Raw genomic sequence first — 20,208 nt, 5'->3', positions numbered from 1 at the left:
TGCAACGGTTCATCGCTCAGTTGTTGCAGAAAATGCAACAACTCTTTCTGTCTTCTGAATTCACTTTCCGTCAGGAACAGCGATACTCACTTGCTCTATCTTATGCTACATGCTAATATGAATGTGACATACGAAACTGCATATTAATTTCTCGCGGAGGTATACATATGCTGACGAAAGCAGAATTGCCGGAGTGCCCTGTTGCCACTACCCTGCAGCTTATCGGAAACAAATGGAAGATGCTGATCCTGCGAAACCTGTTGGTCCGCCCGTGGCGATTCAACGAAATGCTCCGTTCCATTCCCGGGATCAGCCAGAAGGTACTGACAGACAATCTCCGCGCTTTGGAAAGCGATGAGATCATCACCAGGACGGTTTTCCCGGAAGTGCCGCCCAGGGTGGAATACGCGCTGAGCGATCTGGGAGAATCCATGCGTCCGATCATCAAAGCCATGGAAGCCTGGGGAACCGGATATCAGCAACTGGTGCGTGAAAGCAAATGAATCAGAACGAAAGACGCAGATGGCTGATCCATGCCCTGCTGGAAGAAATGCCGCAGTATCAGTATCCGGTATTTCCGTATACGGCTGACCGTCAGTGGCGGCTGCTCCGCAGCCTGATGAATGTCCGTCCGCCGATGCCGGTGTTCGAGGAGTTTCTGCAGATCCAGGACGCTTTCCTGAAGGAAATGACAGAAGAGAAAGGCATTGTGGATGCTGACAGCCTGCCGCCCTGTGCCGGGAATCCCCGGCTTGTTCTCTGGCAGGGCGATATCACGACCCTGCGGTGTGACGCCATCGTCAACGCCGCAAACAGCCAGATGCTGGGCTGCTTCTCTCGCTGTCACGGCTGTATCGACAATATCATCCATACCATGAGCGGCGTGCAGCTGCGCCTGGCCTGCCACGAGATCATGCAGAAGCAGGGGCACGAGGAACCCACCGGACAGGCAAAGATCACTCCCGGCTTCAACCTGCCTGCGAAATATGTGTTGCACACGGTCGGGCCGATCATCAATGATGAAGTCACACCGGAAGCTGAAGCGCTGCTGGCATCCTGCTATCGTTCCTGCCTGGAACTGGCGGAGCAGCTCAATTTGCAATCCATTGCTTTCTGCTGCATCTCCACCGGTGTTTTCAGCTTCCCGCCGGACCTCGCGGCAGAGATAGCTATCCGGACCGTAAAGGAATTCCTGCAGAAGGAAACCGGTATCCAACGCGTAATCTTCAATGTTTTCAAAGACAGCGATCTGGAGATCTATCGGAGACTGCTTGCGTGAGAAAAGACCGGTTACCAAAAGGTGCCTATGTAATAAAAAAGTGCGTACTTGTTTCGCTTTCTTCTCTGTTTTATGCTTCCTTTGCCGGCAGAAAAGCCGGAAAGAAACTCAAAGGAGAGAAAGCAAATGAAAGAGCAGAAGAACTGGGCGTATGGCGTGAGCATTAATGGTGTCGGCACCATTTTCTATGGCAGGGAGTATTTTGCCAGGGAGGGTATTGTGAATCCGCTGACTGCCGCGCCGTATACGAAGGACGAGATCAACGCCATTGAAAAAGGCGCTGACGGAAACGCGGAAGGTTATACCTTCGACCTGCCGGAAGATGCCGTTCTGGGCATGAACGGATTCTGGTATGATGCTGCCGGTGCAGCCGCGATCACAGGCCACGCCGATCCGCTGGCGCAGGGAACGGACGGAGTATTTACAACCGCTGACGGCAAGGAAGTTGCACTGCCGATTGCGAAGTAAAGACGGCTTTCCGGATGCCCCGGTGGAATCTTTCTGCCGGGGTTGTTTACTGATCATGGAGAATATCATGGACGAAAAGGTATTGTTGCTGAAGGAAAAGATCGATCAGGCGGACGCTGTGATCATCGGTGCGGGAGCCGGACTGTCCACGGCTGCCGGGTTTGTGTATACCGGCGAACGCTTTGGCAGGTATTTCAGCGATTTCAGCCGGAAGTACGGCTTCCGGGATATGTATACGGGCGGTTTCTTCCCGTACAAAACACAGGAAGAATTCTGGGCTTACTGGAGCCGGTATATCTGGATCAACCGATACATGGACGCGCCGAAATCCACCTACAGCGATCTGTTTCAGCTGGTAAAAGGCAAAGACTATTTCGTCCTGACCACCAACGTGGACCATTGCTTCCAGAAGGCCGGATTCGATAAGAAACGGCTGTTCTATACCCAGGGGGATTACGGCCTGTTCCAGTGCACAAAACCCTGCTGCCGGAAGACCTGGGGAAATGAGCATATGATCCGGGACATGATCCTGGCCCAGGGGTATACCATCGGGGAGCATAATGAACTGATCCTCCCGGAAGGCACAGAGGCGAAGATGAGCATTCCGGCAGAGCTGCTGCCGAAGTGTCCCAATTGTGGACGTCCCCTGACCATGAACCTCCGTTCGGACAACAAGTTCGTGGAAGACGAAGGCTGGCAGACCGCCGCTGTGGAATATGAGGTCTGGCTGACAGAGCATCGGGACCGGAAGGTCGTTTTCCTGGAGATCGGCGTAGGCTATAACACTCCGGGCATCATCAAATATACTTTCTGGCAGCAGGTATATCAGAACAAAAACGCTACCTATGTCTGCCTGAACATGGAGGAAGAGCGGGTTCCGGAGGAGATCCAGGCGCAGTCACTTATCATTGGCGGAGATTCCGCGGAAATCATCAAAGGATTGGTATCATGATCATCAACACCGGGATGCGTACAGATATTCCTGCCTTCTACTCTGACTGGTTTATAAACCGGCTGAAGGCTGGGTTTGTGCTGGTACGCAATCCATATAACCCCCGTTTGGTCACCCGATACAGGCTGTCCCCGGATGTGGTGGATCTGATCGGTTTCTGCACGAAGAATCCGGCACCGATGCTCCCGCATATGGACCTGCTCCGTCCCTATGGACAATACTGGTTTGTGACGATCACGCCATACGGAAAAGAGATCGAACCGCATGTTCCGGACAAACGGAACGTACTGGAAAGCTTCAGACGCCTGTCTGATACAGTCGGCGTGGACAGCATGGGATGGCGGTATGATCCAATCTTCATCAGCGATGAGTATTCGGTTGAACGTCACATCAAAGCATTTGACTATATGGCAAAAGCGCTGTCCGGATATACCCGGACAGCAGTGATCAGCTTTATCGATCTGTATGAGAAAACAAGGCGGAATTTCCCTGAGGCCTGGCAGGTCACCGCGGAGCAGCGGCTGCTGCTGGGAAAGACGTTTATAGAGATCGGGAAACAATACGGTATGACGATCCGTCCCTGCGGAGAGGGAAACGAACTTGCTTCTTTCGGCGCGGACTGCAGCGGGTGCATGACAATTGCCACCTATGAACAGGCACTGCATCAGCGGCTGAAGATCCCCAAATCAGCACCGGCCCGGAAGGAATGTGCCTGCTATCTGGGCGGAGATATCGGAGCATACAATACCTGCGGTCATCTGTGCCGGTACTGTTATGCGAACTATGACGCGGAGACAGTCAGGAAGAACATGACCATGCATGACCCGAAATCCCCGCTGCTGATCGGGCATTTACAGCCGGAAGATCAGGTACATGAAGCCAGACAGGAAAGCTGGATCGACCCGCAGATTGGCATGGATTTACCGTTGTCGATGTGAACGGTTCGCAGCTGTCCTGCTATAGAAAAATATGTTATAATCAATTGGAAATGTATGGAAATCAGAATAAGGTCTCTGACCGTTGCTACGCAGACAATAATGAACGTTAAGGAGGAGGCACCATGGAGATCAAGGCAGTCAAATTCAGAAAAGACGGATTCTATTCCCAGCCCTTTGCCTTTGGAGGCGAGGAAGGTCCCCAGAGCTTCGATCCGGGTATCCGGTATCGCGGGAGCCTGCAGAACTATCTGATCGATACGGGCGATGAAGTGATCCTGGTGGACACAGGACTGCCTGCCGGTACGCCGGAGGAAGTGCCGGACGAGAACAGCCCCCTGTATACGGGCAAGGATATCTGCAGCTACATGGAAGCCTTTGCCGCGCTCGGATATAAGCCGGAGCAGGTGACAAAGATCCTGCTGACACACAAACACGGGGACCATTCCGGCGAGCTTCGTTCCTTCCCGAACGCGATGATCTATGTCAATGAGGACGAAGTATCTGCTGAGGAACTGCAGGGACTCGGCAATATCGTTCCGGTATCATTCACGGACGGAGCCTATTACAATTTCCCCGAAAGCCAGAAGATCAGCGATGGAATTTGGTACATCAAAGCAAAGGGTCATACGAACGGAAACAGCATCGTCATCGTGGAATCGGACGGCCTGTTTTATATGATCCACGGTGATATCACCTATGTGGACGAAGCGCTGTACGCGAACAAGCTGTCCGTTGTGTTCGAGGATCCGGCGGCGGCCCGTGAAACGCTGGACCGCGTACGGGAATTCATCCGCAGCCATCCAACAGTTTATATGGGAACGCATACGCCGCAGGGATATGAAAACCTGGAGGCAAAGCGTGTGATGGACCTGGATCACCCAGTGGAGACGATCCCTGCCGAGGTCGATTTCAGTGACAAACAGGCTTCCGGGAAATACGTCTGCTCTGTCTGCGGTTATGTATATGATCCCGCGGAACATGACGGCGTGGCTTTTGAGGACCTGCCGGACGACTGGAAGTGTCCCCGTTGCAAGCAGCCCAAGGAAAAGTTCAATAAGGCATAAGCGATAAGTAGCATCAGACGATTTCAAAATGGTTTTTCCGTGTCCTGATGATGCCGTCCTTCTGCATCTTTCCAAGCTCTTTTGACAAGGCGCTTCTTTCCACATTCAGATAGTCAGCCAGTTGCTGGCGGTCAAAGGGGATCTCGAACGAGGTCCTCTTTTTCTGCAATGCAACCGTATTCAGATAAGCCATCACCCGTCCGCGGATCGATTTTGGCGCTGTGTGAAAGCTCCTGCCGGACAGGTGATAGTTTTTCTGTGATGAAATCATCAGCAGGTTCCGGATCAGTTTCCCTTGCCATCCTTCCAGCGCGCCTGATTCGGGAAGCCTTTGGATATCCAGAAACAGGATGCGGCATTTTTCGTTGGCAACAGCATCCACCAGCATGGCTTCCGAGTGCAGCAGAGCATAGGTCTCCGCAAAGACCTGACCGGGCTCTACATGGCTCAGGATTGTCCGGTTGCCCCAGAAATCGTTGCTTTCGATGGAAACGCTGCCTTCCAGAACCATTCCCATCCGATTCGTCTGTTTTCCGGCGTGAAGGATCACCTGGCCTTTGCGGTAATCTTTCTCCTCCGCCTGGAGGCTCTGAAGCGCGGCTTCCAGTTCTTCTCCGCTCATCCCCTGAAAAAGGGCCGTTCTGCCGATCTGCTGCAGGTCTTTCATATGCACACCTTCCGAAAAAAGTTCATAATGTGGTTATAACCACGCACTTCTATCTGGGATCATACTATACTGTGCGTGCGAAAGCAAGAAGGGGGTATGGGAAATGGTCCGGCAGATCATTCACATTAATGAGGAAAAATGCAACGGCTGTGGCCTGTGCGCCAGCGCCTGCCACGAGGGTGCGATTGAAATGGTAAACGGAAAAGCGAAGCTTGTCCGGGAGAATTTCTGTGATGGCTTTGGGGACTGCCTTCCGGGTTGTCCTACCGGAGCAATCACGTTCGAAACACGGGAAGCGCCGGAATATGACGAAGCTGCTGTAAAGGCAAGCAAAGAGAGGAAAGCGGAGGACAAAGCAATGAATGAAACACATGTACACCCTGCCGGAGGTTGTCCCGGATCCCAGATGATGCGGTTTGACCGAAAAGACGAAATCGCAGCAACTGCGCAACCAGCCATATCTGTTTCCCGGCTGAACCAGTGGCCCTGCCAGATCAAGCTGGTTCCCGTGCAGGCTCCCTTCTTTGACGGCGCGAAGCTGCTGATCGCCGCAGACTGCACCGCTTATGCGTATGCCCGGATGCATGAGGATTTCATGAAGGGGAAGATCACTCTCATCGGCTGCCCTAAACTGGATGATGTGGATTACAGCGAGAAACTGACCGCCATCATCCGGGATAACGACATCAAGGCAGTCACCATCGTCAGGATGGAAGTGCCCTGCTGCGGCGGACTTCAGAGTGCGGCGGAAACCGCCCTGAAGAACAGCGGTAAATTCATTCCCTGGCAGGTCGTAACCATTTCCAGAGACGGAAATATTCTGGAGTAAGACCGTTCAGACGGACAGGTAAATTCCTATCCGGTTTTTCTGTGCTTGTTTCCCATCAAGAACGGCAATGTCATACAGGAATCAATGCCGCGATAACGGCAAGTACGACTGCCGGCAGCATATTCGCGACCCTGACTTTTTTTCCCCAGACCAGGTTCAGCCCAACGCAGAAGATCAGGATGGAGCCAATCAAAGAAAGATAATTCATCGCCAGGTCTGTCATAACCGGTTTCAGCAGAGATGCGAAGAGCGTGATCAGACCTTCAAAGAGCAGCACCGGGATGGCGGAAAAACCGCAGCCCTTCCCCAGGGAGCATGTCATCACCATAATAATGATGAAGTCCAGGATCGCTTTGGTCGCGAGGATCGACCAGTCCCCGAGAATACCGTCCTGTATGGCTCCGACAAGAGCCATCGCACCGATGCACACTGTCAGAGACGCCGTGACAAACGCGTTGACAAAATCCTTTTCCTTTGCATTGCCGGTTTTGATCTTCAGCCATTCCCCGAAGCGTTCAAATAATCCTTCAATATTTATGATCTCTCCGATCAGGGTACCCAGGGCCAGGCAGATTGTGACAAGCATTGCCTGGCCGCTGGTAATTACGCCGTCATGAATGGTCAGCATTCCCTGCATTGCTCCCGCAATGCCGATAAACAGCACACTGATCCCACAGGCCATATTCAGGGAAGTCTGGTGGCGTTCCTTCAACAGCCTGCCGAAGAAATGCCCAGCCAGGCCACCAAGGATAATCGCCGCTGTATTGATAATCGTTCCAAGCCCAAACATGTTTTCACCTTCCAGTGCAGAGTCATTATTCTGCCGAATCAATCATTATTCAGGTAATGCCTGGAATCATCCTTCGCAAGGAACAGGAACACCTGCCAGCTCAAAATAGTGTTCTCCCCATTTGCACAGGGCATCCACAATCGGTACCAGGGTCTGGCCGGTTTCAGTCAGCGAATACTCTGTCTTCGGAGGAACGACAGGGTACATCATGCGATTGATCACACCGTCTTCCTCCAGTTCCTTCAGCTGTTTGCTGAGCATCCGTGGTGTAGCCTGGGGAACCGCCCGGGCGATTTCGTGGTATCTTTTGGTTCCGCTCATCAACTCATACACGATCAGCGCCTTGTATTTCCCGCCGATCACATCCATGGCGGCTTCCACAGGGCAATGATATCCCTTCACCTTTTCGATGTTCATATTGTTCTCCTTTATACTATACTTTTTGATAGTATATTACATAAATGTGCGTTCTTGCCGAATAGACAATTCACGCTATAATAATAGGCGTGAAAGACAGAACTGTCAATCACGAAAGCCTTAAAGGAGCTGTGAATATGAGTGATCTGAGAAATGTTCCCGGAATAGGTGCGAAAAAAGAGCAGGAACTGATGGAAATGGGCTATGATTCGCTCGAATCCCTGAAGTCAGCTGATCCGGACGAGCTTTATTTCCGGGCCTGCATGAAAGAAAGCTGCCAGCTGGACAAGTGTGTGCTTTATGCCTTCCGCTGCGCGGTGGCCTATGCAAATGATCCGGATCCAGATCCCACGAAGTACCGTTGGTGGTACTTCTGCGATAAAGATCAAACAAAGAAAGAAGGAAAAGCAAAATGAAAAAGGATTTAGGCGTTGTCCCGGCGGTATATCCCATGCCGGTGCTGATGGTAGCCGCGTATGATGAAAACGAAAAAGTCAATGTGATGAACGTAGCCTGGGGCCAGATCTGTGATGAGGACAAGATCATCCTGTTCATCGGAGAGGGAAAAAAGACCTGGCTGAACATCAAGGCCAGCAAGGCATTTACCGTTGCCCTGGCAGACGAAGCGCATATGGACGTGGCGGACTTCTTCGGTATCGCCTCCGGAAACAAGATCAATGACAAATTCGAGCGCACCGGATATCACGCCATAAAGAGTAATAAAGTCAATGCGCCGATCATCGAGGAATTCCCGGTAGTCATGGAATGTGAACTGCTGGAGTTCGCGGAAACGGAATTTGTTTCCGGCATTGTTGGCAAGATCGTCAATGTTAAGGCTGAAGAATCAGTCCTTTCCGAAAAGGGCAAGGTGGATCCTGAGAAGCTCCATGCGCTGATGTTCGATCAGTTCCAGAACGGATATTACGCAACCGGGGCCAAGGTGGGAAAAGCCTGGAATGCCGGTGCAGCACTGATGAAAAAGTAATAATATTTTTGTCCTATCAAGGTATGCTGTAACAGAAACGTTCACACCGTGGTATTCCTTAAATTCTGTTATCGGAGTGACGTTCAGCGTTTCCAGATCAAAGCAAAGAGGGTCATCTGCTTCCTGGGACAGAATGTCTGAAAAGACTGCTCTCATATCCGCTTCAGCATTGCTGATCCTTTGCGCCAGCAGATCAATATCCGTGGTGCTTCTGGGATAATTTCCCCGATAAAGAGCGTAAAGGAAAATGCCGCCCTTCAATACAAAGTTCTCTCTGTAGCGCGAAATCGAAAGCCTGTAAATTGTCCTTTCGAGCCCATAGAGGGTGAACAGTTCCTGCAGAGTCCGGCCAGTTTCCCGGCTTTTGTTTTTAAGCCTGTCTTTGATTGATGCAACGCTGTTCACAGAAGCACCTCCATGTACGTCCTCAGGGTTTTCCCACAGCCCAGTTTATCGGCATACCTGTGAAGCTCCGGAAGATTCCTGTCTGCTCTTGAAAGGTAGTTCTTCAGAATTTCCCTGGTCTCTTCAATTCCGATCTTATTCCGATAATACAGGATATCCACGACCGTCTTTTCGATATTGTAAATCCGGAATTGTCCGCCTTCATCCTGTTCCGCGATGATTCCGGTTTCATAGCGTTTTCCCGGGAAATACCAGATGTGAAGCCGGGGCCATTCCGGAAGAGTCGATACCTTCATATTTCTTTCTATTGCTATATCTACTGCATCCGGAAGGTAGCCGGTCAGGCCATACCAGCGCGCTGCTGACATCATACAGATCACGCCCCTGGGTGCATAAGCCATAGCAGAAACGTAATCCGAATCATCTCCGGAGTAGGTTGCGTTCTCGTACATTTTTTTGTTTATTCTGGAGAGCAGGTTCTGTTCTACCATTTTATTGATTTTGTAGTAGGAAAAGCCAAGTTCCCGAAGATCGTTTACCGAATAAAAACGCTGTTTTGAAGATAGCGGATTGGTTATATGCATGACCTATCCCCCCTTCCTGATTTACTATGGGAATAGGGTATCACAAACAGCCACATATTTCAATTAATTTCCGCAAATAATCAAATCTGCGGAAATATATTAAACAATTATACTATATCTTGTATATCAGTTGCGCGAACATACCAATGAGTGAGAGCACATCGTTCACATCGATTGGGCGCGGAGCCGAAGCGCTGCCTGTGGCAGAAATCTCGTCGGCGGTGAGGTCAACCGAAACAAGCGATCTGTCCGGGGGACAGTCGCGCCGATTGAGGTTGCGGGAAGGGAGCCGAAGCGGAACACTGGTTCGAGTCCAGTACAGACCACACGGAAAAAGGATCACCTTCGTGGTGATCCTTTTTTCGTGGGCCGGATATTATCTTTTTTCAATTGGCAGCCAGATTTGTATATAGCGCTCCGTTCTCGGCGCCCAGTGCATTACAACAATCTCCGGTGCGTCCTTCAGCTGAAAGCCCATCTCAGGCATCCATTCTGTGATGATCTGTACCCGCTGCTTCAGAAGATCGTTATAATCATTGATCGTGTTTTTTTCGCTTTTTGCTTCCAGGATCAGGTATGTGGACTGTGGAATGACCACATTTTCCAGAGCAAGGCCTTCCACAAAATCCACTCCCGTAACGGTGTGATCAAAAAGATGCTCCCTGTCCCATTCATCCAGTTGATGACAGTAATAAAAATCATATCCTTCGCCATCAACGTTCGTCACAAGCTGGTAAATGTCGCCGCCGTCTGCTACACCTCTCAGGAACCACTGAATTCCCCGCGTTGTGACATACCAGTTTTCTTCCTGGCGGGCTCGTTCCTCTCCCCACGGTTCTCCGTGGAACCGCTCCTTGTGTCCTGTCAGGATCATTTCGGGCTTTTCTTCGATTCTGTAATTCATAGAAGCACCACCTTCCATTGATACTTTCAGTACGATTCTGGAAAAGGACCGCAGAGGTGTGCCTCCTGTTTTTACCTGGGAGGGCAGGACTCCGTGAAACCGCTGGAAAGCTCTTGCAAAACTGTCCGGATTGTCATAACCGTATTTCACGGCAACGTCGATTACTTTCATATCTCCCCGTGCCAGGTCCGCTCCCGCCAGGGAAAGCCTTCTGTTTCGGATATACTCCCCCAGGGTCATGTCGCAGACGATGCTGAACACCCTCTGAAAATGATAGCTGGAAGAAAAGCTCTGCGCAGCAGCCTCCTCCAGGTTCACATCCTCAAGGATGTACTCTTCCACATAATCAATTGCCCTTTGTAATCCGGTCATCCAGTTCATCGTTTTGCTCCTTTTCCGATCGTCCGACTGGATTGTAATGCATCCTGAAAAACATTTCCCTACTTATTTTGCGCTTTGAGGCAGGCTTAACCGTGATGATATCCTTATACGCGTCAGTAATGCAGCAGTATCCGGTTTTTTGCATGCCTTTGAAGGCAGCTCATTGCATTTCCCGGATAATCATACATTCCATCTGCAGGTCATAAGGCTCTGCCTCAGCAAGGGAAGGAATAGGGTCGGAACTGAGGCGGAACCCCAGGGCGGAGTAGAAGTTTATTGTTTCCTCAGAAGAACAGCAGGATGCATACAAAGCATGAGCTCCCCTCTTCAGGGCTTCCTGTCTGGCGGCTTCAAACAAAGCCCTGCCGATTCCATGACGGCGGTAATCCCTGGAAACATGGAAACTGTCAATGATGAGCCGGCCTTTGTTCAGCCTGGGAATCAGCATGATTTCGCCAACCACGCGATTTCCTTCATAAGCGCAATATGTCACGTACCGCCCGCTGAGAATCTCTTCCGCTTTTTCGATAAGACGCGCAGCATCCCAATCCTCAGTGAAGGGATTGTAAACCAGTGTCAGATTCCCATCCTGCAGGCGATACACATTTTTGACTTCCTGATATCGCTGAAAGCCTTTCAGCGAATCCCGGGTGAAGTTATTACTGTCAACAAGCTTTATTTCCAAAGTATTATGCCTTTCATCCTTAACGCTGTTGTCATAAAGTGACTTGTGCTTCAATATCCGGTATAAACCCATCCACGATTTTGTAGTCGATCCCAGCTTTGCGGGCCTGGGACGTCTGGAAACGGCGGGGGACCCGGTGCAGTTTGCCGTCTTTGATAAAATACGCTCCTGTCTGGTGAAACTGGAAAGGGACGCCTTTGTTCATACACTGGCGGCGAACGTCCAGCACCCATTCGTAATCAAGCGGCCGCACGTTGATGCCCGATTCGCCGGAGCAGGCCACCTCGCAGATACTGCCGTCAAGATACTTTTCAAGATTGACCGAGCCGAGCATGGGGCCGAGGATAATTGTTTTGAATTTGATCGGAAGCTCAGCGAAGATCGGCAGCCGGAAATCCGCCCGGTCCTGGTTTTCACAGGTGCAGCCTACGATCACATTGCCGTAGCCGTCTCCCCAGTCGGGTGGTATACATTCCGCAAAGCGTTCGATGCGCTTTGTGAAAAAGTAAAACATACAATCGCTGCGGGCTTTGATCATTTTCCAGCATTCATCACGCCATTCGTCCGCGTCCTTCAGCAGAAAATCCGAGGTAAAGCAGGTCATGACGACAGAACCGGAGGCGATCTTCGGCGTTCCGTCCCGCTTTGTTTTGACCGGCAGGTTGAAATTCTGTGTTTTGCGGCATTGCTCTGATGAAACCGTACTGCCGTTTGCTTCATCCTGCCGGTAAACATAGCAGTAACGGCAGCCTTCGGAATACTTCGTGCAGCCATGCCAGGGGTTCCAGCTTGCGTATTTCTGTTCGCTCATTTTTTTGACACTTATAATCCTGCAATTCTGAGTTGTTGCTTGTCATTTATCCGGTATTGGTACCTGACCCAATCATAGCATATCTTCCTGCTTTTTGGCAGGGAATTTCTGCCGCCGGCATACATCAACAGAAGAATGCCTGAGGCTTTTCATTGCCGCGAATGAGCCCTTTGCTTGCTTTACGCACAGGGCTGCAGAATGCTATAATCACTTTATCAGGAAAAACGTTTGCGCATATATGATTTATAAAGGAGAAGACACATGCAATTCAAACATGAGTTCAAATGGATATCTGTTCTGCTGTCGATCCTGGTTCTGTGGGTTCCGGCTCTGCCTTCCGCCGCTGAAACTGCCGGGGCGGAATATGATCCCGGCAGCCTGAACTATGAACTGGTCTGGGCAGACGAGTTTGATACGGACGGCCTGCCGGATCCTGCCCGCTGGGCCTATAACACCGGGGGAAACGGCTGGGGAAACGGTGAACAGCAATACTATATGGCCGAAGGAAACGCGGCCATTGAAAACGGAATCCTGACCATTGAACTGAGGGAAGAAAAAAGCAGCTATTATACTTCCGCCCGGATGATTACCAAAAACCTCGGGGACTGGCTGTACGGCAAAATTGAGGTCAGGGCAAAACTGCCTTCCGGCAGGGGAACCTGGCCCGCCATCTGGATGCTGCCGACCGACAAGGTTTACGGAGACTGGCCAGCTTCCGGAGAGATCGATATTATGGAACACGTGGGATATGATCCCGACGTGGTTGTACAGAGTGTTCACACAAAGAAAACGAACGGAGGTTCAGCAGTCAGCAAGAGCACGCTCGTTCCCGGAGCGAGGGAAGAATTCCATGTTTACGGACTGGAATGGCTGCCGGACCGGCTCATCTTTACCATCGACGGAGAACAGACGCATGTATATGAAAAGCCGGAGGCGGCTGAAGACGAAAAGGTCTCAAACGTGTGGCCGTTTGACCAGCGCATGCATCTGCTGATGAATCTTGCCTGGGGCGGGACCTGGGGCGGCCGCGAAGGGACAGACAAGAAATGCCTTCCGGCAAAGCTGGAAGTGGACTATGTCCGCGTATACCAGAGCCCGGAGATTATGGCGCTGACCGGGCAGGAATGAAGACGTGAACTTTATGCCGGACTGGAATCCGGTACAATACGCAAAGTTCCTGAAAGACAGGACGCAGCCTGCCATTGACCTGGCAAACAGGCTGGCAGGATCCGCCTTTCCGTTTCAATCTTAATCGCGATACTTCTGAAAAAATATATTCAGTATGATACAAGGCACAGGATGATGTTGGCCAGGATCAGGATATGCAGGACAATGTGATAGAAATCCGGGATCAGTCTTGTGTCACTGGCAGGGAAGATGCGGATGCTGTCCCGGAAGCACTCGTTATATCCCTGCAGTTTCTTTTCACTGGCTCCAAAAATCGTGAAATACCAGTGGCACATAAACTGCACGATGAACCAGAGCAGCAGGATGCCAAAGAGAATCCACTTTCCGGCCGGCTGAAGGCAGTGAAACGCGATGACGCCAAGGGTGTACAGGCAGAGCATAAAGAACTCGGCGCTCTTGATTCCGACGCCTCCCACAAGAATCTTTTTCCCGATCCTGTAGGTGATAGTGCATCCCAGGAACCAGATCCATAAAACAACCTGGCAGATCATTGCGATTACCACAGCCGGCTACCTCCTTGGGAAAGATTATTCTGCATTTTTGATAAAGCCCGGTGAGAATCTCCGGCTCCAATCATAACACATCTTCGGCTTTTTTTCTTGTTATGTTCCAAACAAGCGGGACGCCCCGCGGAGAGTTCGGCAGCGGATGACAGCAGGATTTTCAGACGCGGGTGTCAAAGAGAACAAAGATTTCAATCCCATGCCTTAAGGAGAATAACATGAACTGTATTAAGAAATTGCTTGCTATCACTTTAACATTGATCCTGGTGATCTGCTCCGGCTGTGTGTTTGCGGAAGGGGAAGAATGGACCTGCCCGGATTGCGGCTCACCCAACGCGGCAAACTTCTGTACAAACTGCGGAGCAGAGAAGCCCAAGGAGATTGTATGCCTGAATTGCGGTGAAACATACCCGAGTGATACCAACGCGGTGTTTTGCGGCAACTGCGGGGAGAAACTGCAGCAGGCCGGACCAGCCGCAGTCAAATATGAAGGCGACGGTTTTGCCACGCCAGAAGAAGCACTGACCTGCTATATGGAAGGCATTCAGAATCTGAATTTTGAACAGATCATGAGTGCCTTCGCGTGGGAGACACAGATTGAGCATTACGATCTTCAGGCATACTTTGAGCGTATGGGGGCCTATCAGCCCACGATATGCCCCAGAATGCCTTCTGTAAATGATTTCATGTTTTCCGCCAATGTGAATGCCCTGAGGTATTTCCAGGCCAATATGGTTTATCGTTCTGTTGAAGATTATATTCTGGGTGATGATTCTCCTTACAAAGGGAAAGGGACCATTGCTTTCCAGAAGGATTCAGATGACGTTGAGGTGTTCCTTAAGAAATTTGAGAATGGCAGGCTGGAAAAACTGACACAAATGACAAACATCACCATCCTCTCGCCTGATGATGTCACAAACAATCTGTTTTCCCGTGAGCAGAATCAAGAGAATTTTGTGAAGCAGACAGCCTGCTACGGGGCGGATGAAGCTGTGAATCTTGTCGGTATGGCAGTTGTTGAAGACGAGACGTTTTATTGCTGCCCGACGATCTGCCGTTACGGCGATCAATGGTATCTCGTTTCTGTCAGCAGCATGACAAACATGCTTCTGGGTATTTCGAATGTAAATCAGGCTTTTATTTGCGGGAAAGGCTCGCTGGAAGACCTGCTGCGTTAAGCGTGACAGAGGGACGGTTCTTCTGTCACGCGCCTGAACCGCGGCTTCAGGAAAGAAAGGATCACCTTTATGGTGATCCTTTCTTCGTGAGATAAATTGTTTTGTCAGTTGAGCAGTCATCCTTGTCCAGCGGGTAAAGGTCGCCGGGGGAGATGGGACCTTTTCTTGTGGCCACGGTTTCACTGCCGGTGCAGGTGAAACCAACCGATTCACAAAACCGGACGAAGTCTTCGTATGACGCCCAGATCTTTCCCTGCTCCGCCAGAGACTGCTGTGTTTTTGAACCCTGGTCAAAGAATATTTCAATCAGAGCCAGTTTGCCGCCGGGTTTCAGGCACCTGTATGCCTCTTTGATCAGCCCGGGGTAATTCTCCACATTGTTCAGCAGGTTTCCCGTGAAAAGATCCACGGATTTATCTTTGAAGGGGAGCCCTTTATCCAGATCCACGTCAAAGATATAGAAATTGTCCTTTTTGCAGGCGTCCGCGTGCGCCTTGATAATGGCGGGGCAGGCGTCTGTAATGATCAGGCAGTCGTCATCCTTTAAGGTGTCCAGGAACGGCGCGAAATACCCGGAGGGCCCGCTGGCCAGGTCCACCTTGATACCGCCGGACGCGGAAACAAATTCAACAAAATGCCGGAGGGCATCGTTTGAGTTCATCCTCCGTTTCTGGCCGGAATACTTCCGTTTCATCATCAGGTTGACAGGAGTGCCGGTCAGGTACTCGTCCAGCGCCTTTGACCAGGCGGGACGGGAAGCCTCGTCTGTCACAAAGTGAAAGACGTTTCCTTCCCGGACATAATCCATATCATCCTTGATCAGACCGCAAATCATTCTTTGGATTCTCCTCCTGCCCCCGACCGGCTTTACAGGATCCCGTGTTTATTCCATTTCAGGATGGTTTTGTAGCCGAGCTTGGCATACCAGGGGGCGACTCCCGTGTAATGAATATAGCTGAGATCGTATCCTTCTTCTTTCAGGATCCTGGTTACGTCCCTGACCATCACCAGGCCGAGGCCCCTGTTCCGGTATTCAGGCACGGTTCCCACACATCCGGGACCGCCGATCTTTATCTTCTGTCCCTCCAGCAGGTGTTCGCCCATGTCCTCAATCATACAGAAGCTGGCGATCTTTCCATTGACAAACCCGCAGTATACCCTGCTTTTTCCGTCATACAGTTTCACCCAGTCCGGGATCACCTGTTCCACAGCCGCGTGCAGTTCATCCGGACTGCCCCGGAAAAGGCCGAATGAAATATCGCTGTCAAATGTTTTCTGATACGCGTCTGGATCAAATTCATCCAGCCGGAGGATCATCTCCTCATAGCTCCACTCTTCGTTTATGGAACGGATGTATTCCCTTTCAAAAAATCCAGGATGCATTTCCATGAATAAAGCTTCATAATCCTTCTTGTCAGCCATGTGTTTACTCCCTCCGTATTTTGTCCCTGATCCGCAGGGCGGCCTCGATATGCATGATCCAGTGCCGGGAAAAAGGCATCTGGATCAGCCCCCGGATATCCTTCCCGCACCAGTAGTCAATCAGCCAGTATGCCGCTTCATCCGTGCTGACGGTTTTCAATGATTTCAGGATTTCTTTCCTTTCTTCCGAAGGCTTCTGTTTCAGTATACTGTACGGCAGATCCTCAAGGATCTTCTCTGTACCGGCTTTCACTTCCGCGATATAGGCGTACAGTTCATCCAGGTCCAGCTGTTTTGAAAAATCGGCGATCTGCTCTTTCACAAGCTCATTGCCGGTGGTAATGATGGGGGAGTGGATTCGCTGCTGGTAGTTTCCGGAGAAGAAAACCTGGTCATCCCCGGCGATCAGGGTATGGGCCACAATGTCCTCAATCCGGAAAATATGCCAGATGGAGTAGGCGATGGTTTTGCTGTGGTACCCGTCAGAATTGATAAAGGGAATGGCGTTGAAATCCTCCCGGGTCAGCTCTTCTTTCAGCGTATAAAGAGTATCCATGAGCTGATCGCGCAGGCCGGCAAGCGTCCGGAGCCCCTCCGGCCAGGTGGCTTCTTTTTTGATTTGTGCCTGCATTTCCTTGTTCAGGTCAGACCACTGTTTATTCATGTTTCCTCCATCAGTCGGGAAAGGGATGAAAAAGTGAACGCGGCAATCCTGTGTTTAGAACGATCATACCAAAGCGCGGGCTGTCAGTCAAACGGGTTATACAATCAGCGGAAGCACCTGCTTCTCGATGAACTCTACCCTGTCGAATATCCGGGGCTTGAATGTGCCGGTTATGCCTACGGCGGTATTGCACTCTTTGTTTACATAGATAATGTTTCCGCAGTCGCCGATGGCGGCATATACGGATCTGTTCTCATAAGGCTTATACCATAAATATCCGTATTCCATGTTGCCGAACATCTGTCCGAGCTTGAGATACGGCGTGGTCATCTGCCGGATCCAGGTATCTGAGACAATCTGTTTTCCGCCATATTGTCCTTCGTGCAGAACCAGGTCGCCGAGCTTTGCCAGATCCCTTCCGGTCAGGCAAAGCCCCCAGCCGGCGGTCACCGTATCCTGCGGGTCCGAATACCACTCGTTTTTCCGGGGACCCTTGTTCATGAAAAAGTCGAACTGGTCTTCCTTGCTGCTGTCCCCATGGAGCGTGTGTTCGGGAATCCCCAGGGGAAGGAACAGGTTCCTGTTGGCAAAATTGATACACTTTTCTCCTGTGGCGCGTTCAATGATCCCGGCCAGGATCTGGATGCCGAGAGTGGCATACCTGAATTCCCCGGTGATGCCTTTGCGGCCGCCCAGGAAATCCAGCGCCGCTTTTGTCCAGTCATCCGAGGTGCATACTTTTTTCCAGGGCTCGGATTTTCCCTTATATGGCGCCGTCATGGTGAGCAGGTGCTTCAGCGTAACGTCGTAGATGGTTTTCTCGCCCTTTTTCACCTGGTAATCCGGAAAGAAACCGATGATCTTCTCATCAAGGCTTTTGATAAAGCCCTTGTCAACCGCGATTCCGGCCAGTAAAGCCATGACGCCCTTGGTCACGGAATTGACGTTGACGGGATCCTCTGTCGTAAAGCCGCGCCAGCTGGCTTCATAGGCAGTCCGGCCGTCTTTGATCGCATAAATCTGGCAGATGTTGCTTTCGTTTCCCGTGCTTTCGGCAACGAACCTGAAAAACTCTTCCTTGTTCATTTCAGCCTCCATTGATGATGTTTCCGGACGTCCTGATAAGATGCTAAATGAATTAAAAATTGTTTTCAAGAAAAATCTTAAAATCTGTCAAAACGGGATGTAAAAAAGCCGCGCACCGTTTCCTGGCGCGCGGCTGTGAATGGCAAATCGGGATACAGCTGTATTAGGGGTATCAGATGGTTTTTACGTATCTGATTTCACGCTTGCCCCAGCGCTTGAAGATCTTGTCCCTGCCGTCGAAATGGTAGTGGTTCTTTTCATAGCAGTTCCGGCCCATTTCGTTTTCTTCCAGGACCCAGATCACAAACTCCCTGCAGCCTTTTTCCTTGCCTTTTTCCTCAAAGAAGCGGATCATCTCGGAACCGATGCCCTGTCTTACATAGGCGGGATCGACATAAATGAAATGGAGTTCAAAGGCGTTTTCCTTATCCTCATCCTCATTCATGCCGATGCCCATCATGGCCTTGACGATCCCGGTATCAGGGTCTTCGTACACGTACATATCAAACCGCTTTTCAGCAATCCAGCGGGTGTGGACCGGGACGCGGCTCTCCACGGTTAAGTCTTTTAAGAGTTCTTCCGAAAGAATATTCTGATAAGCATACCGGCTGCTGATGACGTCAATCTCAGCAGTCCGGGCAGCATCATGAATGGTGGCCTCACGAATCATTCTGCATTCACCTCATTATGTAATTATAGATATATGATCAGTCAGAAAGACCAGTTATATTCCGATTTGCCGATTATCACCGTAAATTAAAGGCGACAACAACAGCAGTTCCTGTAATCTGAACATGATCCGGCTTTCCATGCCTTGTGACAACACAGATCATCCAGACGTTCGATATAGAGAGATGTGGTTTTGTATTCTGCCATGGTTACCGGACCTCCCTTCAGGAACATCGAAATACGGAATCTCTGATTAATTCCCCCGCCCATCTGCCAGCGCCTTTTTTGTCGTTATCTTCGTACAGATTTCTCGATTTAGCGCCACTAAACCTTCGAAATCTGCACTGGATCCCGGCAAAAAATTCATCTGGCATCTGACGGACTCATTTAATCAGCGCCTCCTTAAGTTGCGTTATCCTATCACAAATGAGAGGTGAATTCAAGATGAAAAGCGCACCCCGGATGACAGGGTGCGCCGTGTGAGCAGGGAACCGGCTTATTCTTTACTGGGCCACGTCATAATCCTGGTGGATCACTTCAATTTCCATATCGTCATTCAAGGTGATGATGGTGGCATAGAAGTCAAACCCGATACTGGTTTCTTCCTTTTCAGCCTTGATTTTCAGGATGTTTTCGAGCCCTTCGGTGACAACAGCCTCTTCCAGGTCCGGGTCGGAGTTGTCTTCATACCGGATATTGGCAGCTGCCGGGAGATGCAGAATGCTGAACGCGTGCATATACCGCCTGTCGTCGTCCGTGCTCTGGGCAATCATATCTTCGTCGCCGACCTGGTAAAAGACGATTTCATACCCGTCCTCCGTAACGACCAGAATATCGCCGTTTTCCTCTTCTGTCTTTTCTTTTACTTTATACAGGGAGCCGCCGGCCAGCAGCGTATCCCCGGTTTCCAGCTTTTCAATCTTATCGATATCAAAACGATCGTCATCGTAGAGGATAACGGTGAAGGTATTCTCCTGCGCGTTATATTCACCGACAGTGGCGTGAACGGTTGTGCCTGCCAGACCGTCGGTTTCCGTGCTTTCAGGTTCCACGGTCTTCGCCATGGCCAGGGATACTGTGAACATCATCACAGCAGCCAGAATCAGGGACAGTGTTTTTTTCATAATGATTTCCTCCTTCGGATTGATCCTGACGGGGTCTGTTTTGTGATCCCTGAAGATTATACGATGCAATACAGGCTTCCGGCATTTTTGCGGGTAAACTTTGTGCCCGGAAACGGGCTTCAGCAGAGAAAGAGAGGTGATAAAACTCTGCTGAAGCCTTCCGGGGAATTATTGCAATGTGCGGGCTCTGTGCGCACAGGCAATACAGGGTTTCC

At 50.6% G+C, this 20,208-nt stretch carries 26 protein-coding genes and 1 pseudogene; 12 read left to right on the top strand and 15 right to left on the bottom strand.

Annotated features, from left to right (window positions below):
• The first annotated feature begins 167 nt into the window (after positions 1 to 167).
• The 7 genes from JYE49_RS10815 (at position 168) to JYE49_RS15315 (ending at position 4,701) form a co-directional block, all read left to right on the top strand.
• Positions 168 to 503, top strand: a complete 336-nt coding sequence (locus JYE49_RS10815; RefSeq protein ID WP_093957479.1) for a winged helix-turn-helix transcriptional regulator — start codon at positions 168 to 170, stop codon at positions 501 to 503.
• Entirely contained in the window at positions 500 to 1,279 is a 780-nt protein-coding gene (locus tag JYE49_RS10810; protein WP_093957480.1) for a protein-ADP-ribose hydrolase, read from the top strand. Before JYE49_RS10815 ends, JYE49_RS10810 begins: the two co-directional genes overlap by 4 nt.
• Positions 1,276 to 1,446, top strand: coding sequence for a hypothetical protein (locus JYE49_RS10805; RefSeq protein ID WP_179217341.1), 171 nt, complete (start codon positions 1,276 to 1,278; stop codon positions 1,444 to 1,446). Before JYE49_RS10810 ends, JYE49_RS10805 begins: the two co-directional genes overlap by 4 nt.
• Entirely contained in the window at positions 1,406 to 1,747 is a 342-nt protein-coding gene (locus JYE49_RS10800) for a hypothetical protein (protein ID WP_093957481.1), read from the top strand. Before JYE49_RS10805 ends, JYE49_RS10800 begins: the two co-directional genes overlap by 41 nt.
• A 67-nt stretch (positions 1,748 to 1,814) precedes the next feature.
• A complete protein-coding gene (locus JYE49_RS10795) occupies positions 1,815 to 2,699 on the top strand; it encodes an SIR2 family NAD-dependent protein deacylase (RefSeq protein ID WP_283399390.1) in 885 nt (294 codons plus the stop codon).
• Positions 2,696 to 3,637, top strand: a complete 942-nt coding sequence (locus JYE49_RS10790; protein WP_093957482.1) for a DUF1848 domain-containing protein — start codon at positions 2,696 to 2,698, stop codon at positions 3,635 to 3,637. The genes JYE49_RS10795 and JYE49_RS10790 overlap by 4 nt, the downstream gene beginning before the upstream one ends.
• A gap of 122 nt (positions 3,638 to 3,759) precedes the next feature.
• Complete coding sequence (locus tag JYE49_RS15315; protein WP_093957483.1) at positions 3,760 to 4,701, top strand: MBL fold metallo-hydrolase; 942 nt, start codon at positions 3,760 to 3,762, stop codon at positions 4,699 to 4,701.
• A gap of 13 nt (positions 4,702 to 4,714) precedes the next feature.
• On the opposite strand, the gene JYE49_RS10780 is transcribed toward JYE49_RS15315, so the two are convergent.
• Positions 4,715 to 5,368: a Crp/Fnr family transcriptional regulator gene (locus tag JYE49_RS10780; protein ID WP_283399391.1), complete on the bottom strand. Its 654-nt coding sequence runs from the start codon at positions 5,366 to 5,368 to the stop codon at positions 4,715 to 4,717.
• Positions 5,369 to 5,471: 103 nt separating this feature from the next.
• On the opposite strand from JYE49_RS10780, the gene JYE49_RS10775 reads away from it, so the two are divergent.
• The gene (locus JYE49_RS10775) at positions 5,472 to 6,197 is read left to right on the top strand and encodes an ATP-binding protein (RefSeq protein ID WP_093957484.1); all 726 of its coding nucleotides are present in this window, start codon (positions 5,472 to 5,474) and stop codon (positions 6,195 to 6,197) included.
• A 70-nt stretch (positions 6,198 to 6,267) separates the two neighbouring features.
• Here JYE49_RS10775 and JYE49_RS10770 read toward each other — a convergent pair whose 3' ends face one another.
• On the bottom strand, positions 6,268 to 6,987 hold the full coding sequence (locus JYE49_RS10770; protein WP_093957485.1) for a DUF554 domain-containing protein: 720 nt from the start codon (positions 6,985 to 6,987) through the stop codon (positions 6,268 to 6,270).
• Positions 6,988 to 7,053: 66 nt separating this feature from the next.
• On the bottom strand, positions 7,054 to 7,404 hold the full coding sequence (locus JYE49_RS10765) for a winged helix-turn-helix transcriptional regulator (protein WP_093957486.1): 351 nt from the start codon (positions 7,402 to 7,404) through the stop codon (positions 7,054 to 7,056).
• Between the two features lie 137 nt (positions 7,405 to 7,541).
• Here JYE49_RS10765 and JYE49_RS10760 point away from each other — a divergent pair, with 137 nt between their 5' ends.
• Together JYE49_RS10760 and JYE49_RS10755 are read left to right on the top strand one after the other, a co-directional pair.
• A complete protein-coding gene (locus JYE49_RS10760) occupies positions 7,542 to 7,820 on the top strand; it encodes a helix-hairpin-helix domain-containing protein (RefSeq protein ID WP_093957487.1) in 279 nt (92 codons plus the stop codon).
• On the top strand, positions 7,817 to 8,389 hold the full coding sequence (locus JYE49_RS10755) for a flavin reductase family protein (protein WP_093957488.1): 573 nt from the start codon (positions 7,817 to 7,819) through the stop codon (positions 8,387 to 8,389). The genes JYE49_RS10760 and JYE49_RS10755 overlap by 4 nt, the downstream gene beginning before the upstream one ends.
• Before the next feature lie 15 nt (positions 8,390 to 8,404).
• On the opposite strand, the pseudogene JYE49_RS10750 reads toward JYE49_RS10755, so the two are convergent.
• From JYE49_RS10750 to JYE49_RS10730, 5 genes and pseudogenes are all read right to left on the bottom strand, one after another.
• Positions 8,405 to 8,794 (bottom strand): annotated as a pseudogene (locus tag JYE49_RS10750) (nucleotidyl transferase AbiEii/AbiGii toxin family protein); the annotation flags it as partial.
• On the bottom strand, positions 8,791 to 9,285 hold the full coding sequence (locus tag JYE49_RS10745) for a type IV toxin-antitoxin system AbiEi family antitoxin domain-containing protein (protein WP_283399392.1): 495 nt from the start codon (positions 9,283 to 9,285) through the stop codon (positions 8,791 to 8,793). The gene JYE49_RS10745 and the pseudogene JYE49_RS10750, both read right to left, overlap by 4 nt.
• A 469-nt stretch (positions 9,286 to 9,754) precedes the next feature.
• Positions 9,755 to 10,663, bottom strand: a complete 909-nt coding sequence (locus tag JYE49_RS10740) for an AraC family transcriptional regulator (protein WP_093957490.1) — start codon at positions 10,661 to 10,663, stop codon at positions 9,755 to 9,757.
• Between the two features lie 160 nt (positions 10,664 to 10,823).
• Positions 10,824 to 11,267: a GNAT family N-acetyltransferase gene (locus JYE49_RS10735; RefSeq protein WP_179217342.1), complete on the bottom strand. Its 444-nt coding sequence runs from the start codon at positions 11,265 to 11,267 to the stop codon at positions 10,824 to 10,826.
• 112 nt (positions 11,268 to 11,379) lie between these two features.
• Positions 11,380 to 12,159: a DUF5131 family protein gene (locus tag JYE49_RS10730; protein ID WP_093957492.1), complete on the bottom strand. Its 780-nt coding sequence runs from the start codon at positions 12,157 to 12,159 to the stop codon at positions 11,380 to 11,382.
• A gap of 261 nt (positions 12,160 to 12,420) precedes the next feature.
• On the opposite strand from JYE49_RS10730, the gene JYE49_RS10725 reads away from it, so the two are divergent.
• Positions 12,421 to 13,287 carry a glycoside hydrolase family 16 protein gene (locus JYE49_RS10725; protein ID WP_093957493.1) on the top strand — a complete coding sequence of 289 codons (867 nt, stop codon included), beginning with the start codon at positions 12,421 to 12,423 and terminating at the stop codon, positions 13,285 to 13,287.
• Positions 13,288 to 13,436: 149 nt separating this feature from the next.
• Here JYE49_RS10725 and JYE49_RS10720 read toward each other — a convergent pair whose 3' ends face one another.
• Complete coding sequence (locus JYE49_RS10720) at positions 13,437 to 13,850, bottom strand: hypothetical protein (protein ID WP_283399393.1); 414 nt, start codon at positions 13,848 to 13,850, stop codon at positions 13,437 to 13,439.
• A 218-nt stretch (positions 13,851 to 14,068) separates the two neighbouring features.
• Between JYE49_RS10720 and JYE49_RS10715 the strand changes: the two genes are divergently transcribed.
• The gene (locus JYE49_RS10715; protein ID WP_093957494.1) at positions 14,069 to 15,028 is read left to right on the top strand and encodes a zinc ribbon domain-containing protein; all 960 of its coding nucleotides are present in this window, start codon (positions 14,069 to 14,071) and stop codon (positions 15,026 to 15,028) included.
• A gap of 67 nt (positions 15,029 to 15,095) precedes the next feature.
• Here the strand turns inward: JYE49_RS10715 and JYE49_RS10710 are convergent, their stop codons facing one another.
• The 6 genes from JYE49_RS10710 to JYE49_RS10685 form a co-directional block, all read right to left on the bottom strand.
• Positions 15,096 to 15,863 (bottom strand): class I SAM-dependent methyltransferase, encoded by a 768-nt coding sequence (locus JYE49_RS10710; protein WP_093957495.1) that lies wholly within the window; start codon positions 15,861 to 15,863, stop codon positions 15,096 to 15,098.
• Positions 15,864 to 15,895: 32 nt separating this feature from the next.
• On the bottom strand, positions 15,896 to 16,450 hold the full coding sequence (locus tag JYE49_RS10705; RefSeq protein ID WP_093957496.1) for a GNAT family N-acetyltransferase: 555 nt from the start codon (positions 16,448 to 16,450) through the stop codon (positions 15,896 to 15,898).
• Between the two features lie 4 nt (positions 16,451 to 16,454).
• Positions 16,455 to 17,114 (bottom strand): phage head-tail adapter protein, encoded by a 660-nt coding sequence (locus tag JYE49_RS10700; RefSeq protein WP_093957497.1) that lies wholly within the window; start codon positions 17,112 to 17,114, stop codon positions 16,455 to 16,457.
• Between the two features lie 96 nt (positions 17,115 to 17,210).
• On the bottom strand, positions 17,211 to 18,212 hold the full coding sequence (locus JYE49_RS10695) for a serine hydrolase domain-containing protein (RefSeq protein ID WP_283399394.1): 1,002 nt from the start codon (positions 18,210 to 18,212) through the stop codon (positions 17,211 to 17,213).
• 160 nt (positions 18,213 to 18,372) lie between these two features.
• Entirely contained in the window at positions 18,373 to 18,870 is a 498-nt protein-coding gene (locus JYE49_RS10690; protein WP_093957498.1) for a GNAT family N-acetyltransferase, read from the bottom strand.
• 502 nt (positions 18,871 to 19,372) lie between these two features.
• On the bottom strand, positions 19,373 to 19,993 hold the full coding sequence (locus tag JYE49_RS10685) for a hypothetical protein (RefSeq protein ID WP_093957499.1): 621 nt from the start codon (positions 19,991 to 19,993) through the stop codon (positions 19,373 to 19,375).
• Between the last annotated feature and the right edge of the window lie 215 nt (positions 19,994 to 20,208).

The organism is Aristaeella hokkaidonensis, assembly GCF_018128945.1.
GTDB lineage: Bacteria > Bacillota > Clostridia > Christensenellales > Aristaeellaceae > Aristaeella > Aristaeella hokkaidonensis.
The sequence above is the reverse complement of the archived record's forward strand: the minus strand, read 5'-3'. Positions and strand labels throughout refer to the sequence as shown.

What these genes read in the sequence shown, in the direction of transcription:
- JYE49_RS10730 (WP_093957492.1), bottom strand. Translation starts at nt 12,159, where the DNA reads ATGAGCGAACAGAAATACGCAAGCTGGAACCCCTGGCATGGCTGCACG.
- JYE49_RS10815 (WP_093957479.1), top strand. Translation starts at nt 168, where the DNA reads ATGCTGACGAAAGCAGAATTGCCGGAGTGCCCTGTTGCCACTACCCTG.
- JYE49_RS10770 (WP_093957485.1), bottom strand. Translation starts at nt 6,987, where the DNA reads ATGTTTGGGCTTGGAACGATTATCAATACAGCGGCGATTATCCTTGGT.
- JYE49_RS10715 (WP_093957494.1), top strand. Translation starts at nt 14,069, where the DNA reads ATGAACTGTATTAAGAAATTGCTTGCTATCACTTTAACATTGATCCTG.
- JYE49_RS10810 (WP_093957480.1), top strand. Translation starts at nt 500, where the DNA reads ATGAATCAGAACGAAAGACGCAGATGGCTGATCCATGCCCTGCTGGAA.
- JYE49_RS15315 (WP_093957483.1), top strand. Translation starts at nt 3,760, where the DNA reads ATGGAGATCAAGGCAGTCAAATTCAGAAAAGACGGATTCTATTCCCAG.
- JYE49_RS10700 (WP_093957497.1), bottom strand. Translation starts at nt 17,114, where the DNA reads ATGAATAAACAGTGGTCTGACCTGAACAAGGAAATGCAGGCACAAATC.
- JYE49_RS10795 (WP_283399390.1), top strand. Translation starts at nt 1,815, where the DNA reads ATGGACGAAAAGGTATTGTTGCTGAAGGAAAAGATCGATCAGGCGGAC.
- JYE49_RS10755 (WP_093957488.1), top strand. Translation starts at nt 7,817, where the DNA reads ATGAAAAAGGATTTAGGCGTTGTCCCGGCGGTATATCCCATGCCGGTG.
- JYE49_RS10760 (WP_093957487.1), top strand. Translation starts at nt 7,542, where the DNA reads ATGAGTGATCTGAGAAATGTTCCCGGAATAGGTGCGAAAAAAGAGCAG.
- JYE49_RS10790 (WP_093957482.1), top strand. Translation starts at nt 2,696, where the DNA reads ATGATCATCAACACCGGGATGCGTACAGATATTCCTGCCTTCTACTCT.
- JYE49_RS10725 (WP_093957493.1), top strand. Translation starts at nt 12,421, where the DNA reads ATGCAATTCAAACATGAGTTCAAATGGATATCTGTTCTGCTGTCGATC.
- JYE49_RS10705 (WP_093957496.1), bottom strand. Translation starts at nt 16,450, where the DNA reads ATGGCTGACAAGAAGGATTATGAAGCTTTATTCATGGAAATGCATCCT.
- JYE49_RS10695 (WP_283399394.1), bottom strand. Translation starts at nt 18,212, where the DNA reads ATGGAGGCTGAAATGAACAAGGAAGAGTTTTTCAGGTTCGTTGCCGAA.
- JYE49_RS10780 (WP_283399391.1), bottom strand. Translation starts at nt 5,368, where the DNA reads ATGAAAGACCTGCAGCAGATCGGCAGAACGGCCCTTTTTCAGGGGATG.
- JYE49_RS10740 (WP_093957490.1), bottom strand. Translation starts at nt 10,663, where the DNA reads ATGAACTGGATGACCGGATTACAAAGGGCAATTGATTATGTGGAAGAG.
- JYE49_RS10775 (WP_093957484.1), top strand. Translation starts at nt 5,472, where the DNA reads ATGGTCCGGCAGATCATTCACATTAATGAGGAAAAATGCAACGGCTGT.
- JYE49_RS10685 (WP_093957499.1), bottom strand. Translation starts at nt 19,993, where the DNA reads ATGAAAAAAACACTGTCCCTGATTCTGGCTGCTGTGATGATGTTCACA.
- JYE49_RS10690 (WP_093957498.1), bottom strand. Translation starts at nt 18,870, where the DNA reads ATGATTCGTGAGGCCACCATTCATGATGCTGCCCGGACTGCTGAGATT.
- JYE49_RS10745 (WP_283399392.1), bottom strand. Translation starts at nt 9,285, where the DNA reads ATGGTAGAACAGAACCTGCTCTCCAGAATAAACAAAAAAATGTACGAG.
- JYE49_RS10765 (WP_093957486.1), bottom strand. Translation starts at nt 7,404, where the DNA reads ATGAACATCGAAAAGGTGAAGGGATATCATTGCCCTGTGGAAGCCGCC.
- JYE49_RS10710 (WP_093957495.1), bottom strand. Translation starts at nt 15,863, where the DNA reads ATGATTTGCGGTCTGATCAAGGATGATATGGATTATGTCCGGGAAGGA.
- JYE49_RS10800 (WP_093957481.1), top strand. Translation starts at nt 1,406, where the DNA reads ATGAAAGAGCAGAAGAACTGGGCGTATGGCGTGAGCATTAATGGTGTC.